Below are 15,066 nucleotides of genomic sequence, written 5' to 3' on the forward strand. Positions count from 1 at the left end.
GTCCATGATCCCCCAGGAGGGCCGCATGCCCCAGGTACCCGCCCCCAGCAGCCGCTACATCCTGCCCCAGTTCACCGAGCGCACCACCTACGGCTCCCGCACGCTCGACCCCTACGCCAAGCTGTTCGAGGACCGGATCATCTTCCTCGGCGTGCAGGTCGACGACGCGAGCGCCGACGACGTGATGGCGCAGCTGATCGTGCTGGAGTCCCAGGACCCCGACCGCGACATCATCTTCTACATCAACAGCCCCGGCGGCTCGTTCACGGCGCTGACGGCGATCTACGACACGATGCAGTACATCAAGCCGGACGTGCAGACGTACTGCCTCGGGCAGGCCGCCAGCGCGGCGGCCGTGCTGCTGGCCGCCGGCAGCCCCGGCAAGCGGTTCGCCCTGCCGAACGCGCGCGTGCTCATCCACCAGCCGGCCATGTCCGGCGGGGAGTACGGGCAGGCCTCCGACCTGGAGATCCAGGCCAACGAGGTCCAGCGCATGCGCACCTGGCTGGAGGAGACGGTCGCCCTGCACACGGGCAAGGAGGCCGAGGAGATCCGCAAGGACATCGAGCGCGACAAGATCCTCACCGCGCAGCAGGCGCTGGAGTACGGCCTGATCGACCAGGTGCTGGAGCCGCGCAAGCCCACGGCCAGCCGCGGTCTGCCCGCCGCCGGTCGCTGACCCTCGCCCGCGCGCCCGGGGGAATCGCACGATCCCGGGCGCGCCGGGTGGCGTGGGGGACTGCACCCCGGTGATGCTGGGGGGTAGCGTCATCGGAACGCACCGTCCGGTGCGCAACTGGAAGGACACGTGGTGGCACGACTCGGAGACGGCAGCGACCTCCTCAAGTGCTCCTTCTGCGGCAAGAGCCAGAAGCAGGTCAAGAAGCTCATCGCAGGGCCCGGGGTCTACATCTGCGACGAGTGCATCGACCTGTGCAACGAGATCATCGAGGAGGAGCTGGCCGACGCCGGCGACCTCGGTTCTGACCGAGCTGCCCAAGCCGCGCGAGATCTTCGAGTTCCTCGAGAACTACGTCGTCGGCCAGGAGCCCGCGAAGCGCGCCCTGTCGGTGGCGGTCTACAACCACTACAAGCGGGTCCAGGCCGGCGCCTCCGGACCCAAGCGCGACGACCAGGTCGAGATCGCCAAGTCCAACATCCTGCTGATCGGGCCGACCGGCTGCGGCAAGACGTACCTGGCGCAGACCTTGGCCCGCATGCTCAACGTCCCCTTCGCCATCGCGGACGCCACGGCCCTGACCGAGGCCGGCTACGTGGGCGAGGACGTGGAGAACATCCTCCTCAAGCTCATCCAGGCCGCCGACTACGACGTCAAGAAGGCCGAGACGGGCATCATCTACATCGACGAGGTCGACAAGATCGCCCGCAAGAGCGAGAACCCGTCGATCACGCGCGACGTGTCGGGCGAGGGCGTCCAGCAGGCGCTGCTCAAGATCCTCGAGGGCACGTCGGCGTCGGTGCCGCCGCAGGGCGGCCGCAAGCACCCGCACCAGGAGTTCATCCAGATCGACACCACCAACGTGCTGTTCATCGTGGGTGGGGCCTTCGCCGGCCTGGAGAAGATGGTCGAGCAGCGCGCCGGCAAGCGCGGGCTGGGCTTCGGCGCGGAGCTCGCCGACAAGGTCGACGAGACCCAGGCCATGCTCGACGTCATGCCCGAGGACCTGATCAAGTTCGGGCTGATCCCCGAGTTCATCGGCCGGCTCCCGGTGCTGGCGACCGTGACGCACCTGGACCAGGACGCCCTGGTGCAGATCCTCACCGGACCCAAGAACGCCCTCGTCAAGCAGTACCAGCGCATGTTCGAGATCGACAACGTCGAGCTGGAGTTCACCCCCGAGGCGCTCGAGGCGGTCGCCGACCAGGCCATCCTGCGCGGCACCGGGGCCCGTGGGCTGCGCGCCATCGTCGAGGAGGTCCTCATGCCCGTCATGTTCGACCTGCCGAGCCGCGACGACGTGGCCCGTGTGGTCATCACGCGCGAGGTCGTGCTGGAGAACGTGCTGCCGACCCTGGTCCCGCGCGAGGAGTCCCCGCGCAAGCGCGAGCGGCGCGACAAGAGCGCCTGAGCACGGCTGAGCCCGACCGCCTGACCCGTTCCCCGGCCCCGGTCGGGGCGAGGTTGTCTCAGCCCGCCTGGACGGCGTCCCGGACCCGGGCGGTGAGCGCGACGGGGTCGGCGACCTCGCCCGAGGTGATGACCAGCAGCGCCTCGTCGGACTGCACCGCGACGCAGGTCGCCGACGTCGCGGTCGCCGGGGTGCAGCTGATCAGCGCCTCACCGTCCGCGCTGGTCGACCGCGAGGCCGGCTCGGACCCCGCGGTGGCGCCGAGCACCTCCGCGGTCAGCCGTCCGGCGGTCACGTCGTCGAACGGCCGGCGCGGCGACAGCCGCAGCAGCACCAGCGACAGCCCGTCCCCGTCGTAGGCCCGGACCGCGACCCCGGCCACGGCGGGGTCGTCGCGCAGCCGCTCGGCCAGGGCGTCGGCGCCGTCCCGGGAGGGGCCGTCGGCGCGCGCGTCCAGGCCGGCCACCGACCCGGGCAGGTCCAGGGCGACCCCGCCCGGCGCCCCCAGCGAGGGCCCCCAGGGCGACAGCAGCGTGGCGACCAGGGCCACGACGCAGGCCGACGGCACCGCCAGCAGCAGCCAGGTCCGGACCGACCAGGTGCGGGCGGTGCCGCGGGCGCGGCCCGCCGCGGTCGACGCGGCCGCGGGCGGTGGGGCAGCGGCCACGTCGTCCTCCTGGCGCTCGGGCCGCCGCCCGGGCGGCGGCGGACCCTCGGCGCTCATCGGCCGGACCGCCCCCGCCCTTGAGCTCTCACCCCGCCGGGGCGAGCTCGACGTCACGGACGGCGAGCTCGTCGCCCCCCTCCTGCAACGACAGCTCGACCACCCGGCCCGCGCCGCGCAGGTCGTCGGCGGCGGCCCGCAGCAGCAGCAGCTCGGCCGACGGGGCCGTGACCACGGCCGAGGTGACCTCGGTGCGCTGGGACACCTTGGCCTCGCTCTTGGCCTTGCGGACCCCGGCCAGGGCGCGACCGACCACGGCGAGCATGCCCGGCTCCGCGTCACCGGCCAGCTGCCGCAGCGGCGCCGAGGTGGGCCACGGCTGGGCGTGGACCGAGCCCTCCTGCCACCAGGACCAGACCTCCTCGGTCGCGAAGGGCAGGAACGGCGCCAGCAGCCGCAGCTGCACCGACAGCGCCTCGCGGAGCGCCGCCACGGCCGAGGCGCGCGCGGCGTCGTCACCGCGGTAGGCCCGCTCCTTGACCAGCTCGACGTGGTCGTCGCAGAAGTCCCAGAAGAACTGCTCGGCCGCCTCCAGCGCGCGGGTGTAGTCGTAGGCCTCGAACGCGCTCGTCGCGGTGTCGACGACGTCGGCCAACCGGGACAGCAGGGCCCGGTCCAGCGGCTCGGCCACGTCGCTCGCGCTGGTGCCCTGCGCGTCGTTCATCAGCACGAACTTGCTGGCGTTGAGCACCTTCATGGCCAGGCGCCGGCCGACCTTCATCTGGCCCGGGTCGAAGGCGGTGTCGACGCCGGGGCGCCCGCTGGCGGCCCAGTAGCGGACCCCGTCGGAGCCGTGCTCCTCCAGCAGCCCCATCGGCGTCACGACGTTGCCCTTGGACTTGCTCATCTTCTTGCGGTCCGGGTCGAGGATCCAGCCCGACATGGCCGCGTGCGCCCAGGGCAGGCTGCCGTGCTCGGCGTCGGCCCGGACCACGGTGGAGAAGAGCCAGGTGCGGATGATGTCGTGGCCCTGCGGGCGCAGGTCCATCGGGAACACCCGGTCGAACAGGTCGGGGTCGCGCTCCCAGCCGCCGGCGATCTGCGGGCTGAGCGAGCTGGTGGCCCAGGTGTCCATCACGTCCGGGTCGGCCATGAACCCGCCCGGCACGCCGCGCTGCTCGGCGGTGAACCCCGCCGGGGCGTCGCTGGCGGGGTCGACGGGCAGGTCGGCCTCGTCGGGCAGGAGCGGGGCGTCGTAGACCGGGTCGCCCGCGTCGTCGAGGCGGTACCAGACGGGGAACGGGACGCCGAAGAAGCGCTGCCGGGACACCAGCCAGTCGCCGTTGAGCCCGCCGACCCAGTTCTCGTAGCGGTGGCGCATGTGGTCGGGGTGCCAGACCAGCTCCGAGCCGCGGGCCACGAGCCGGTCGCGCAGCGCGGCGTCGCGGCCGCCGTTGCGGATGTACCACTGCCGGCTGGCCACGATCTCCAGCGGCTTGTCGCCCTTCTCGTAGAACTTGACCGGGTGGGTGATGGCCCGGGGCTCGCCGACCAGGTGCTTGCCCTCGACCAGGGCCGCGACCAGCGCCTCGCGGGCGCTGTGGACCGTCTTGGTGGCCATCTGGGCGTACAGCGCCGTGCCGGCGGGCGAGGTGACCCACTCCGGGGTCTCGGCCAGGAACCGGCCGTCGCGCCCGATCAGGGCCCGCGTCGGCAGGTCCAGCTCCCGCCACCAGGTGACGTCGGTGGTGTCGCCGAAGGTGCAGATCATCGCGATGCCGGAGCCCTTGTCGGGCTCGGCGAGCGGGTGGGCGCGGACCGGGACCTCGACGCCGAACACCGGGGTGCGGACCGTGCTGCCGAACAGCGCCTGGTAGCGCTCGTCGTCGGGGTGCGCGACCAGGGCCACGCAGGACGGGATGAGCTCGGGGCGCGTGGTCTCGATGAACACCGGCTCGCCGCCGTCGGCGCGGGGGAAGCCGATCCGGTGGTACGCGCCGGGGCGCTCCCGGTCCTCGAGCTCGGCCTGGGCCACGGCGGTACGGAAGGTGACGTCCCACAGCGTCGGGGCCTCGGCCGCGTAGGCCTCGCCCCGGGCCAGCCCGCGCAGGAACGCGCGCTGGGAGGCGGCCTGGGCGTTGCGGTCGATGGTCTGGTAGGTCAGGTCCCAGTCCACGGACAGCCCGAGCCGTCGCCAGAGCGCCTCGAAGACCTTCTCGTCCTCGACGGTCAGCCGCTCGCACAGCTCGACGAAGTTGCGCCGCGACACGTTGACGAAGTCGCGGTCGTTCTTCGGGGCGGCCTCCGGCGGCGTGAAGGCCGGGTCGTAGGGCAGCGACGGGTCGCACCGGACGCCGTAGTAGTTCTGCACCCGGCGCTCGGTGGGCAGGCCGTTGTCGTCCCAGCCCATCGGGTAGAACACCGAGTACCCCTGCATCCGCTTGTAGCGGGCGATGCAGTCGGTGTGGGTGTAGCTGAACACGTGGCCCACGTGCAGCGAGCCGGACACGGTCGGCGGCGGGGTGTCGATGGCGTAGACCCGCTCGCGCGGGGTCGTCCGGTCGAAGGTGTAGGTGCCCTGCTCGGACCACACCGGGACCCAGCGCTCCTCCAGGCCGTCGACGGTGGGCCGGTCGGGGACACGGGAGACGGCGTCGGTCGCGGGGGAGGGCGTGGTCATGGGGCCATTGTGCCGAAGCGCGGCCGGGCGGCCGACCGGGATCCGGTCGCCGGGACCCCCGTGACCCGTGCCGGTCCCGACCTGGGCGAGACTGGGCCCCCGCGAAGCGGCCCCGCCGACCCAGGAGGACCCACCGATGGACGCCAGCACCCTGCGCGAGCTGCAGGCCCCCCTCAAGCAGCGCTACAAGGACGACCCCGCGACGGCGGCCACGCCGCTGCACGCCCGCGGCAGCACCGCCGACGACGGGGTGACGTTCACCGTCGACGGCTGGGGCAGCCCGGTGCGCGCCGGCCTGCACTCCGCCACGGGCGGCGACGGCAGCGACGCCTGCTCCGGCGACATGCTGCTGGAGGCGGTCCTGGGCTGCGCCGGCGTCACGCTGCGCAGCGTGGCCACGGCCATGGGGCTGGGCCTGCGCTCGGCGAGCGGCGAGGCCACGGGCAGCTTCGACGCGCGCGGCACGCTGGGCCTGGACCGTGAGGTGCCGGTCGGCGTCACCGACCTGCGGCTGGTGTTCACCGTCGACGCGGACGCCGACGACGCCCAGCTGGCCAAGCTGGCGCAGCTGACGGAGCGCTACTGCGTGGTGGCCAAGAGCCTGGCGACCCCGCCGGTCATCGAGGTGGTCCGCGCCTGACGTTGACTTTCGTCGTCGCAAGATCATAAGTTGCGATCCGGACCCCAGAAGCACGACGCCGTGCGGGGGATGGGAGAGCACCGGTGCTGGACCTGCCGTTCGACGACGACGATCGACGCCTCGACCGACGCCCGAGCCGCCGCCCGAGCCGCCGCCAGGTCATGGGCCTGGCCGCGGTCGGCGCGGCCGGCGCCCTGCTGGTCCCGGCCGCCCGCGCGGCCGTGGCCGGGGGCGGCGGACCGGGCGAGCCGCTGCGGGAGCCGCCGGTGCTCCGCAGCCGGGACGGCGCGCTGGACCTGACGCTGCGGGCCGCGCCCACCACCGCCACGGTGGCGGGCCGGACCTGGCACGTGCTCGGCTACGAGGCCGAGGTCAGCGGCGGGGACCACGGCGGGGACCACGGCGGGGACCACGGCGGGGACCACGGCGGCGCCCCGGTGCAGTGGCACCCGGGCGGCTTCCCCGGTCCCACCCTGGTCGTCTCCCCGGGCGACACCATGCGGGTCCGCTTCGTCAACGAGCTGGACCAGCCCACCAACATCCACACCCACGGGCTGCAAGTGTCGGGGGAGGGCGACGCCGACAACGTGTTCCGGATGGCCGAGCCCGGGGACGAGCTGCACTACCGGATCGACATCCGCCCCGACCACCACGCGGGCACCAACTGGTACCACCCGCACCTGCACGGCCGGGGGGCGGAGCAGCTGTTCGGCGGGCTGGCCGGGGCGCTGCTGGTGCAGTCCCCCAGGGAGGTGCGCGGGGTGCGGGGCGTCTCGCGTGACCGCGTCATGCTGCTGTCGTCCATCCAGGTCGACGCCGACGGCCAGGTGCTCGACCCGCTGGCGGCCCGGCAGAACCAGCACACCCGCCTGGTCAACGGCCAGCTGGAGCCCGTGGTCGACATCGCACCCGGCGAGACGCAGCGCTGGCGCCTGGTCAACACCTCGGTCAACGACGTGTACCGGCTGCGCCTGGACGGCCTCGACGTGGTCCGGGTGGGGGCCGACGGCAGCCCCTACCGCCGTCCGCAGCCGCTGACAGAGCTGGTGCTGGCCGCCGGGCAGCGGGCCGACCTGCTGGTCACCGGGCGTGGTGAGGGGACGTTCGCGTTCGAGACGCTGACCTTCGACGTCGGCTTCGGCGTGGTCCTGCCTGCGGCGCGCCTGGCCACGGTGCGGGTGCAGGGGCGCCGGGTCGTGCCCCGGCCGGTGGAGCTGCCCGCCCTGGTCGAGCCGTTCGACGACCTGCGCGGCCAGCGGGTCAACGTCCGTCGCGAGCTGTCGATGACGATGGCCGGGGGCTTCGGCTTCGACGGGTCGCCGTACACCGCGGGCCGGATCGACCAGGTGGTGCGCCTGGGCGACCTGGAGGAGTGGACGGTCCGCAACCCGACGGGCCTGGTCCACCCGTTCCACATCCACGTCAACCCGTTCATCGTCACCCACGTCGACGGGGTCCCGGTGGACCGGCCCTCCTACGAGGACAACGTGCTGATCAACAAGAACGGCGGCAGCGTCACGTTCCTCACCCGGTTCCGCGACTTCACCGGGCGGGCGGTGTACCACTGCCACTTCTCCACCCACCACGACCTCGGGATGATGGGCGTCGCGGAGATTCTCGGTCCGGGTGAGGAGCCGGGGACCTACGAGGGGTACGAGGACGAGTCCCACTCACCCGGCGCCCACCACGCCGGCGGCTGAGTAGTCCGGTCCGGCGTGGTCGGCCACCGCCTGCGCGCACGAGCGGGCCTGACCCCGCAGCGCCACCTCGGCCGGTGGTGACCCCGGGATGCCGAGGCAGGGGAACGGCCGCGTACCGAAGGACGTCAGGGCGGCCACCGGACGGCCGGTGGCGTCGAGGCCCACCGCTCCGGGGAAGCCGCCGTCTCCACCGGTGCCTAGCACGAGGGCGTCCCACACGGGGCCCGGCCGGTCGACGGGTCCCGCGGCGGCGGACGGCGCCGCCGTCGTCCGGTAGGCCCAGCAGTTGACGGTCCAGCGGTAGGACTCCTCGATCTCGGAGAACGACTCGTCCCAGGACCGGACCGCGGCGAGCCGCTCCACCGCGGCGGCACCGCCGACACCGCCGACACCGCCGTCGGTGCCGAAACCCAGCTCGAACCGTTCCTCCCACCGGACCGGCTCGACGCCCTCGACGAGGACCACCACCACGACCTCCACGCGGGACCACGGACCGTCCGGCCCCGTCCGCTGCGTGCTCACCCCCAGCACGCGGGCGGCGCCCGAGGCCGGCACGGCGAGGGTCGGCAGCGGCTCGACCTCCTCGACGTCCTCACCGATCGCGATGGTGTTTCCGTCCTGCCAGCCGAGACGGCCGTCCGACAGGTCGAGGTGGCCGAGCTCGACGACGGCCTGCCCGGTCATCCGGTCGACGTCCCGCTCGAGGTCGGTGATCGGGACCGGGGACAGCCACGTGCTCCCGGGGTCGACCTCGGCCCGCCCGCAGGGGTGCAGCTCGTACCCCGCGTAGTCCAGGTGCTCGCCCGGGACCGGCTCGGTGGGGGTCGGTGCCGCTGACGGGCTCGGCGTCGGGCTCGGGGCGGGCACGGGCGTCGGGCGCGCGGTGGGCGGGGCGAGGAGCGTCGCGTCGACCGGGGCCCCGACGGGGGACGGCACCGGGCCGGGCCACGGGCCGGGGGCCGTGAGGTCGGGCGCGAGCTGCGTCAGCCCGAGGCCGATGACCGTGACGTACGCGGCGGCAGCCACCCACGCCCGCCACTGGGGCGGCTCGTCCCCCGCAGCCACCCGTCGATCGTCCACCGCCCGTGGGACACGGGTGCCCCGGACGACCCCGGACCACCCCTGCGGCCCAGCGGCGGGGTACGGGATCCGACGGCGGCCGCCGTGGGGGCCTACACTCGTACGCGAAGGCGTCGATCCGGCCATCACCGGGGAGCCGTCGGGAGAAAGGGTGCCGTGAGCCGGCGGCACCGGAGTAGATCCGACCGGGTAGGCCCGTCACAGCCGTCACGAGAGGTCGTCGGGCCGGGACCACCGGTACGGCGGCAACCGAGGTGGTACCGCGGTGACCGGGCAGCCGGGCGTCGTCCTCGTCGCAGCAGACGTCGGCGACGAGAGGCACCCGCGATGAGCACCGAGGACACGAGCACCCGGCCCAACGGCTACCCGCGGCACGGCGGCGAGGTCCCCGCGAGCCCGCGCTTCCCCGAGATCGAGCAGCGGGTGCTGCGCTACTGGGACGACGACGGCACCTTCGCCGCCTCGGTGCAGGCCCGGGACGCCGGCACCGACGGCGACAACGAGTTCGTGTTCTACGACGGCCCGCCCTTCGCCAACGGTCTGCCCCACTACGGCCACCTGCTGACCGGGTACGTCAAGGACGTCGTGCCGCGCTTCCGCACCATGCAGGGCCGCCGGGTGGAGCGCCGGTTCGGCTGGGACTGCCACGGCCTGCCCGCCGAGGTCGAGGCCGAGAAGCAGCTCGGCATCAGCCACAAGTCCGAGATCCTCGACATGGGCCTGGCCCGGTTCAACGACGCCTGCCGTACGTCGGTGCTCAAGTACACCGACGAGTGGGAGTCCTACGTCACCCGCCAGGCCCGCTGGGTCGACTTCGACAACGACTACAAGACCCTCGACCTGGACTACATGGAGTCGGTCATGTGGGCGTTCAAGACGCTCCACGACAAGGGCCTGGTCTACGAGGGCTTCCGTGTGCTGGCGTACTGCTGGCGCTGCGAGACGCCGCTGTCCAACACCGAGACCCGGATGGACGACGTCTACCGGCAGCGGCAGGACCCGGCCGTCACGGTCGGCCTGCGCCTGGAGACCGGCGAGCTCGCGCTGGTCTGGACCACGACGCCGTGGACCCTGCCCAGCAACCTGGCCGCGGCGGTCAACCCCGCCGTGGACTACGTCGTGGTCGTGCCGCGCGAGGGCGACTGGGCCGGTGAGCGCCTGGTGCTGGCCGAGGCCCGCGTCGGCGCCTACGCCCGCGAGCTGGGCGAGTCCCCCGAGGTCGTCGAGCGGCTCAAGGGCACCGACCTGCTCGGCCGCCGCTACACCCCGCCGTTCGACTACTTCGCCGGTCACCCGAACGCCCACGTGGTGCTGGCCGCGGACTACGTCACCACCGAGGACGGGACCGGCCTGGTCCACATCGCCCCCGCGTTCGGCGAGGAGGACAAGGTCGTCACCGACGCCGCCGGCATCGAGGTCGTCGTCCCGGTCGACGCCAAGGGCGAGTTCACGGCCGAGGTCCGCGACTTCGTCGGGATGCACGTGTTCGAGGCCAACACGCCCATCACCCGGGCCCTGCGCGAGAAGCACCTGCTGGTGCGGCACGAGTCCTACGACCACCCGTACCCGCACTGCTGGCGCTGCGACAACCCGCTGATCTACCGGGCCGTCAGCAGCTGGTTCGTGCAGGTCACGGCGATCAAGGAGCGGATGGTCGAGCTCAACCAGGACATCACCTGGGTGCCCGACCACGTCAAGGACGGCTCGTTCGGGCAGTGGCTGGCCAACGCCCGCGACTGGTCGATCAGCCGCAACCGGTTCTGGGGCTCGCCCATCCCGGTGTGGGTCTCCGACGACCCCGCGTACCCGCGCACCGACGTCTACGGCTCCCTGGACGACATGGAGCGGGACTTCGGCGTGCGGCCCACCGACCTGCACCGGCCCTTCGTCGACGAGCTCACCCGGCCCAACCCCGACGACCCGACCGGGCGCTCCACCATGCGCCGGGTGCCCGAGGTGCTCGACTGCTGGTTCGAGTCCGGGTCGATGCCGTTCGCGCAGGTGCACTACCCGTTCGAGAACGCCGACTGGTTCGAGCACCACTACCCGGGCGACTTCATCGTCGAGTACAACGGCCAGGTCAGGGGCTGGTTCTACACCCTGCACGTGCTGGCGACCGCGCTGTTCGACCGGCCTGCGTTCCGCACCTGCCTGGTGCACGGCATCCTGCTGGGCGACGACGGTCGCAAGATGAGCAAGTCGCTGCGCAACTACCCCGACGTCAACGAGGTCTTCGACCGCGACGGCGCCGACGCCATGCGCTGGTTCCTGATGAGCAGCCCCGTGCTGCGCGGCGGCAACCTGGTCGTCACCGAGCAGGGCATCCGCGACACCGTCCGGCAGGTGCTGCTGCCGCTGTGGAGCACCTGGTACTTCCTGCAGCTGTACGCCGGCGCGGCCGGCGTGGTGGGGGAGCGGTCCACGGCCTCGACGCACGTGCTCGACCGGTACCTGCTGGCCACGGTCCGCCGGGCGGTCGCCCGGGTGACGGACGCGCTGGAGGCCAACGAGCTGGCCGTGGCCGCCGGGGCGTTCCGCGACACGCTGGACGCGGTGACCAACTGGTACGTGCGTCGCTCGCGCGACCGCTTCTGGGCGGCCGAGGCGCCGGAGGGCCGGGCCGCGGTCGACACCCTGCACACGGCCCTGGAGGTGCTGACCCGCCTCGGCGCGCCGCTGCTGCCGCTGCTGGGCGAGGAGATCTGGCGCGGCCTGACCGGGGGCCGCTCGGTCCACCTCGAGCCGTGGCCGACGGTGGCCGAGCTGCCGGCCGACGACGACCTCGTCGCGGCCATGGACACCGTGCGCGCTGCGGCGTCGACGGCGCTCAGCCTGCGCAAGGCCGCCGGGATCCGCGTCCGGCAGCCGCTGTCGCGGTTGACCCTGGTCCTGCCCGAGCCCGAGCCGGTGGCCGACCTGCTCCCCCTGCTGGCCGAGGAGCTCAACGTCCACGACGTGCGGCTGCTGTCGGTGGAGCGCGCCCACGAGGTCGGCGTGGACGTCGAGCAGCGGCTGACCGTCAACGCCCGCGCCGCCGGGCCGCGGCTGGGCCGGGCCGTGCAGCAGGTGATCGGCGCCGCCCGGGCCGGCGACTGGTCGGCGGACGCGGCGGGCGAGGTGCGCTGCGGCGGCGTGCCGCTGCAGCCGGGCGAGTTCGAGCTGAGCACCGAGGTCAGCGGGGCGGGCGACCACGACGCCGTCGCACCGCTGGCCGGCGGCGGGTTCGTCATGCTCGACACCACCGTCGACGAGGCCCTGGCGGCGGAGGGCTGGGCCCGCGACGTCGTCCGCCTGGTGCAGGAGGCCCGCCGCGAGGCGGACCTGCACGTGTCGGACCGGATCGAGCTGGGCCTGACCGTGGCCGCGGTCCGCGAGGAGGCCGCGACCCGGCACCGGGACCTGATCGCCCGGGAGACCCTCGCCACGCGCGTGGACGTCGTCGTCGGGGCGGACGTGTCGGCCGACGGTGCGGGGGTGCAGCTGCGGCGGGCCTGACCCGCGGCCGCCTCAGAGGTGCTGGGGGGCGCGGGGCCTGGTGATGCCGTTGCTCTCCACCGTCGCGAGCTCGTCCACCAGGCGCGAGGCGAGCCGGTCGAGCAGCACCGTGTTGACCGTGGGGTCGGTGACGACGGCCAGCAGGTGGGACTGGTCGATGCCGTACACGACGAGGCAGCCGTTGGCGCCCCGGACGTTCGTGGACACGAACGTGCCCAGGGACCCGGTGCTCGTGGCGAACTGCGCGACGCTCAGGACGGTGGACACGACGGCCGCCATGGCCTCGTCGTTGCCGTCCGGTCCCTCGTCCTCGAACGCCAGCCCGTCCGGCCCGGCGATCACGACCCGGCGCACCCCGGGGATGTCGCGCCGGAGCGCGTTCGCGGCGCGGGTCGCGTGGAACTGGTGCGGTGATGGGCCAGTCGGCCCGGACGCGCTCAGACGTCGAGCTGGCGCTCCAGCGTGGTCAGCTGACGACGGGCGAGCGCGAGGTTGGCCTGGTGGCGGTTGAGCACCAGGTACAGGAACAGCCCCTGGCCGTTGCTGCCCTGGATCATGCGGATCATATGGATCTGCGTGCCGAGGGTGATGAGGATGTCCTCGATGCCCTCCTGCAGGCCGAGCCGCTCCATGGTGCGGAGCTTGGCCTTGACGACGTCGGTGTTGCCGGCCGCAGCCACGTCCAGGTCGAGGGTGCCGCCCCCCACCTGGCCCAGGGACATGCCGCTCTCGTAGTCCACGAGCGCCGCGGCGGACGCGCCGTCGATCTCGAGGCATGCCTTCAGGGTCAGGTCGACGTTGCTCATGTGGGAAGGGTCCTTCCGTCGCAGGGCCGGACGGCGGTCCTCCGCGGTCCGTGCGTGTAACGACGGTGGGCATCGGCAGCAGGTGCCGGTCTGCTGAGCCCCCGGACGCAGGTCAGGCTCCCTGTCCCCCGTGCGGCGGAGACGGATACTGGTTGAAACCTCTACCAAATCGGTCGAACAGACGGTCCGGACGCCCGGCCGAGGCGTCCGGCCGGGCGTCCGCGGTCGCGGGCCGGCTCAGCTGGCGCAGCAGGACGGGCCGGGGCCGAAGGTCTCCCCGGCCGAGGTGGACGCGGCGGCCGTGGCGGTCCAGGCGCCGACCGCGACGGCGGCGGCGAGAGCGATGGCGGTCAGGGCGCGGACGGGCTTGGAGCTCATTGTCGCCTCTTTCGGTGATCGTCGGTGCTCGGACGGACACGGTGCGAAGTGGCCTGGTGGCGTTCGGGGGAAGCATGTCCTAGTCACAGGTCGGGGCGCTACTGTCACAGCACAATTGCCACTGCCGGGCGTCCGGCCGCGACTCACGAGCACCAGGAGGGGCCATGACCGACGAGGCGACGAACGACCTGGGTGAGCGGCTGCGCGCCGTCCGCGAGGACCGGCGCATCTCGCAGACCGAGCTCGCCGGCGACGACCTGTCGCCGAGCTACCTGTCCCTGATCGAGTCGGGCAAGCGGACGCCCAGCGACGCCGTCCTGGCCCGCCTGGCCGAGCGCCTGGACGTGTCGGCGCACTTCCTCCGCTACGGCAGCGCCGCCCCGGAGGAGCGGGTCCCCGAGCTCGAGCTGGAGCACGCCCGCCACGCCCTGGTCGTCAACGACCTGCCCGAGGCCGAGACCCGGGCCCGCGCCGTCATCGCCACCCGCGGCGCGCCGCGGCGGCTGCACGACGAGGCGCTGCTGGTGCTGGCCCTGGCCCAGGAGCGGGCCGGCGACCTGGAGGGGGCCTTCGGCACCCTGCTGCCGCTGCACACCCGCGCGGCGACGGGCGACGCCGCGGTGGCGGTCGCCCAGACCGGCATCCTGCTGCTGCGCTGCCTGAGCGAGGCGGGCGACCTCAACCAGGCCGCCGACACCGGGGCGACGGCCCTGGCGGCCTCCGGCCGGCTGGGGGCGACGGGGACCGACGACCACCTGCGGCTGGCGGCGACGCTCGTCGCGGTCCACATCGACCGCGGTGACCTGCTGTACGCCCAGCACCTGGCCGAGGAGATGCTGACCGACGCCGAGAAGATCGGCAGCCGGGTCGGGCAGGGCAGCCTGCACTGGAACGCGGCGATCGCGGCGGAGGAGAGCGGGCACGTCGAGCGGGCCCTGCACCACGCCCGCCGGGCGGTGGCGTTCCTGTCGGAGGGGCCGGACAACCGCGACTTCTACCGGCTCAAGCTGCTGCTGGCGTCGCTGCTGCTCATGTCGGAGCCGCCCCAGACCGACGAGGCCGTCCAGTCGCTCCAGGCGCTGCGCCAGCCCTTGGAGCAGCTCGGCAGCGAGGTCGACCTCGCCTACTGGCACCGGATCCGCGCCTCGGCGCACCTGCGGGCCGACGAGGCCGAGGACGCCCGCGAGGCGGCGCAGACCGCGCTGACCGTGCTGGGCGACACGCCGCGGATCGAGGCCTGCACGGCCCGCACCGTGCTCGGTGACGCGCTGGCCGCAGCGGGTGACCACGACGGGGCCGAGGCCGAGTACCGGCGCGCGGCCGACACCCTGGCCATGATGTCGGCCAGCCGGTACGCCGCGCAGGCGTGGCGAGACCTCGGCGACCGCCTGATGGACCTGGGACGCACCGAGGACGCGCTGCAGGCCTTCCAGCGCGCGTTCGACGCCATGGGGCTGCGGCGCTCCCTGGTCCGGGCCGAGGCGGCCACCGGGCGGGGCTGAGCACCCACCCGCTCCGACGCGACCGTCCGCC

General features: G+C 73.5%; 11 protein-coding genes and 1 pseudogene. 6 read left to right on the top strand and 6 right to left on the bottom strand.

All coding sequences use genetic code 11. The features are described 5' to 3' along the window. The first annotated feature begins 25 nt into the window (after positions 1-25). Entirely contained in the window at positions 26-679 is a 654-nt protein-coding gene (locus SJY06_RS11400) for an ATP-dependent Clp protease proteolytic subunit (RefSeq protein ID WP_380167623.1), read from the top strand. Between the two features lie 129 nt (positions 680-808). Then, positions 809-2,090 (top strand): annotated as a pseudogene (gene clpX / locus SJY06_RS11405) (ATP-dependent Clp protease ATP-binding subunit ClpX). 58 nt (positions 2,091-2,148) lie between these two features. On the opposite strand, the gene SJY06_RS11410 reads toward clpX, so the two are convergent. Then, on the bottom strand, positions 2,149-2,757 hold the full coding sequence (locus SJY06_RS11410) for a hypothetical protein (protein ID WP_380167625.1): 609 nt from the start codon (positions 2,755-2,757) through the stop codon (positions 2,149-2,151). A gap of 85 nt (positions 2,758-2,842) precedes the next feature. Beyond that, entirely contained in the window at positions 2,843-5,434 is a 2,592-nt protein-coding gene (gene valS / locus SJY06_RS11415) for a valine--tRNA ligase (RefSeq protein WP_380167627.1), read from the bottom strand. Positions 5,435-5,570: 136 nt separating this feature from the next. Between valS and SJY06_RS11420 the strand changes: the two genes are divergently transcribed. Together SJY06_RS11420 and SJY06_RS11425 are read left to right on the top strand one after the other, a co-directional pair. Beyond that, positions 5,571-6,074 (top strand): OsmC family protein, encoded by a 504-nt coding sequence (locus tag SJY06_RS11420; protein ID WP_380167629.1) that lies wholly within the window; start codon positions 5,571-5,573, stop codon positions 6,072-6,074. Between the two features lie 83 nt (positions 6,075-6,157). Then, the gene (locus SJY06_RS11425) at positions 6,158-7,774 is read left to right on the top strand and encodes a multicopper oxidase family protein (RefSeq protein ID WP_380167631.1); all 1,617 of its coding nucleotides are present in this window, start codon (positions 6,158-6,160) and stop codon (positions 7,772-7,774) included. On the opposite strand, the gene SJY06_RS11430 is transcribed toward SJY06_RS11425, so the two are convergent. Then, a complete protein-coding gene (locus SJY06_RS11430; RefSeq protein WP_380167633.1) occupies positions 7,745-8,839 on the bottom strand; it encodes a hypothetical protein in 1,095 nt (364 codons plus the stop codon). The two genes, SJY06_RS11425 and SJY06_RS11430, sit on opposite strands and share 30 nt — an antisense overlap. A gap of 342 nt (positions 8,840-9,181) precedes the next feature. Between SJY06_RS11430 and ileS the strand changes: the two genes are divergently transcribed. Continuing rightward, complete coding sequence (gene ileS, locus SJY06_RS11435) at positions 9,182-12,349, top strand: isoleucine--tRNA ligase (protein ID WP_380167635.1); 3,168 nt, start codon at positions 9,182-9,184, stop codon at positions 12,347-12,349. Positions 12,350-12,361: 12 nt separating this feature from the next. On the opposite strand, the gene SJY06_RS11440 is transcribed toward ileS, so the two are convergent. From SJY06_RS11440 to SJY06_RS11450, 3 genes are all read right to left on the bottom strand, one after another. After that, positions 12,362-12,790 (bottom strand): roadblock/LC7 domain-containing protein, encoded by a 429-nt coding sequence (locus SJY06_RS11440; protein ID WP_380169703.1) that lies wholly within the window; start codon positions 12,788-12,790, stop codon positions 12,362-12,364. After that, positions 12,787-13,155, bottom strand: a complete 369-nt coding sequence (locus SJY06_RS11445) for a roadblock/LC7 domain-containing protein (RefSeq protein WP_380167637.1) — start codon at positions 13,153-13,155, stop codon at positions 12,787-12,789. Before SJY06_RS11445 ends, SJY06_RS11440 begins: the two co-directional genes overlap by 4 nt. 237 nt (positions 13,156-13,392) lie before the next feature. Then, the gene (locus SJY06_RS11450; protein WP_380167639.1) at positions 13,393-13,533 is read right to left on the bottom strand and encodes a hypothetical protein; all 141 of its coding nucleotides are present in this window, start codon (positions 13,531-13,533) and stop codon (positions 13,393-13,395) included. Between the two features lie 164 nt (positions 13,534-13,697). On the opposite strand from SJY06_RS11450, the gene SJY06_RS11455 reads away from it, so the two are divergent. Then, positions 13,698-15,035: a helix-turn-helix domain-containing protein gene (locus SJY06_RS11455; RefSeq protein WP_380167641.1), complete on the top strand. Its 1,338-nt coding sequence runs from the start codon at positions 13,698-13,700 to the stop codon at positions 15,033-15,035. Positions 15,036-15,066: the final 31 nt, after the last annotated feature.

Source organism: Jannaschia sp. R86511, from assembly GCF_042466345.1.
Lineage (GTDB): Bacteria > Actinomycetota > Actinomycetes > Actinomycetales > JBBAYJ01 > Aquipuribacter.

Bases quoted from the DNA above. Each gene is read 5' to 3' on its own strand.
- SJY06_RS11400 (WP_380167623.1), top strand. From the start codon at position 26: ATGCCCCAGGTACCCGCCCCCAGCAGCCGCTACATCCTGCCCCAGTTC.
- valS (WP_380167627.1), bottom strand. From the start codon at position 5,434: ATGACCACGCCCTCCCCCGCGACCGACGCCGTCTCCCGTGTCCCCGAC.
- SJY06_RS11420 (WP_380167629.1), top strand. From the start codon at position 5,571: ATGGACGCCAGCACCCTGCGCGAGCTGCAGGCCCCCCTCAAGCAGCGC.
- ileS (WP_380167635.1), top strand. From the start codon at position 9,182: ATGAGCACCGAGGACACGAGCACCCGGCCCAACGGCTACCCGCGGCAC.
- SJY06_RS11445 (WP_380167637.1), bottom strand. From the start codon at position 13,155: ATGAGCAACGTCGACCTGACCCTGAAGGCATGCCTCGAGATCGACGGC.
- SJY06_RS11450 (WP_380167639.1), bottom strand. From the start codon at position 13,533: ATGAGCTCCAAGCCCGTCCGCGCCCTGACCGCCATCGCTCTCGCCGCC.
- SJY06_RS11455 (WP_380167641.1), top strand. From the start codon at position 13,698: ATGACCGACGAGGCGACGAACGACCTGGGTGAGCGGCTGCGCGCCGTC.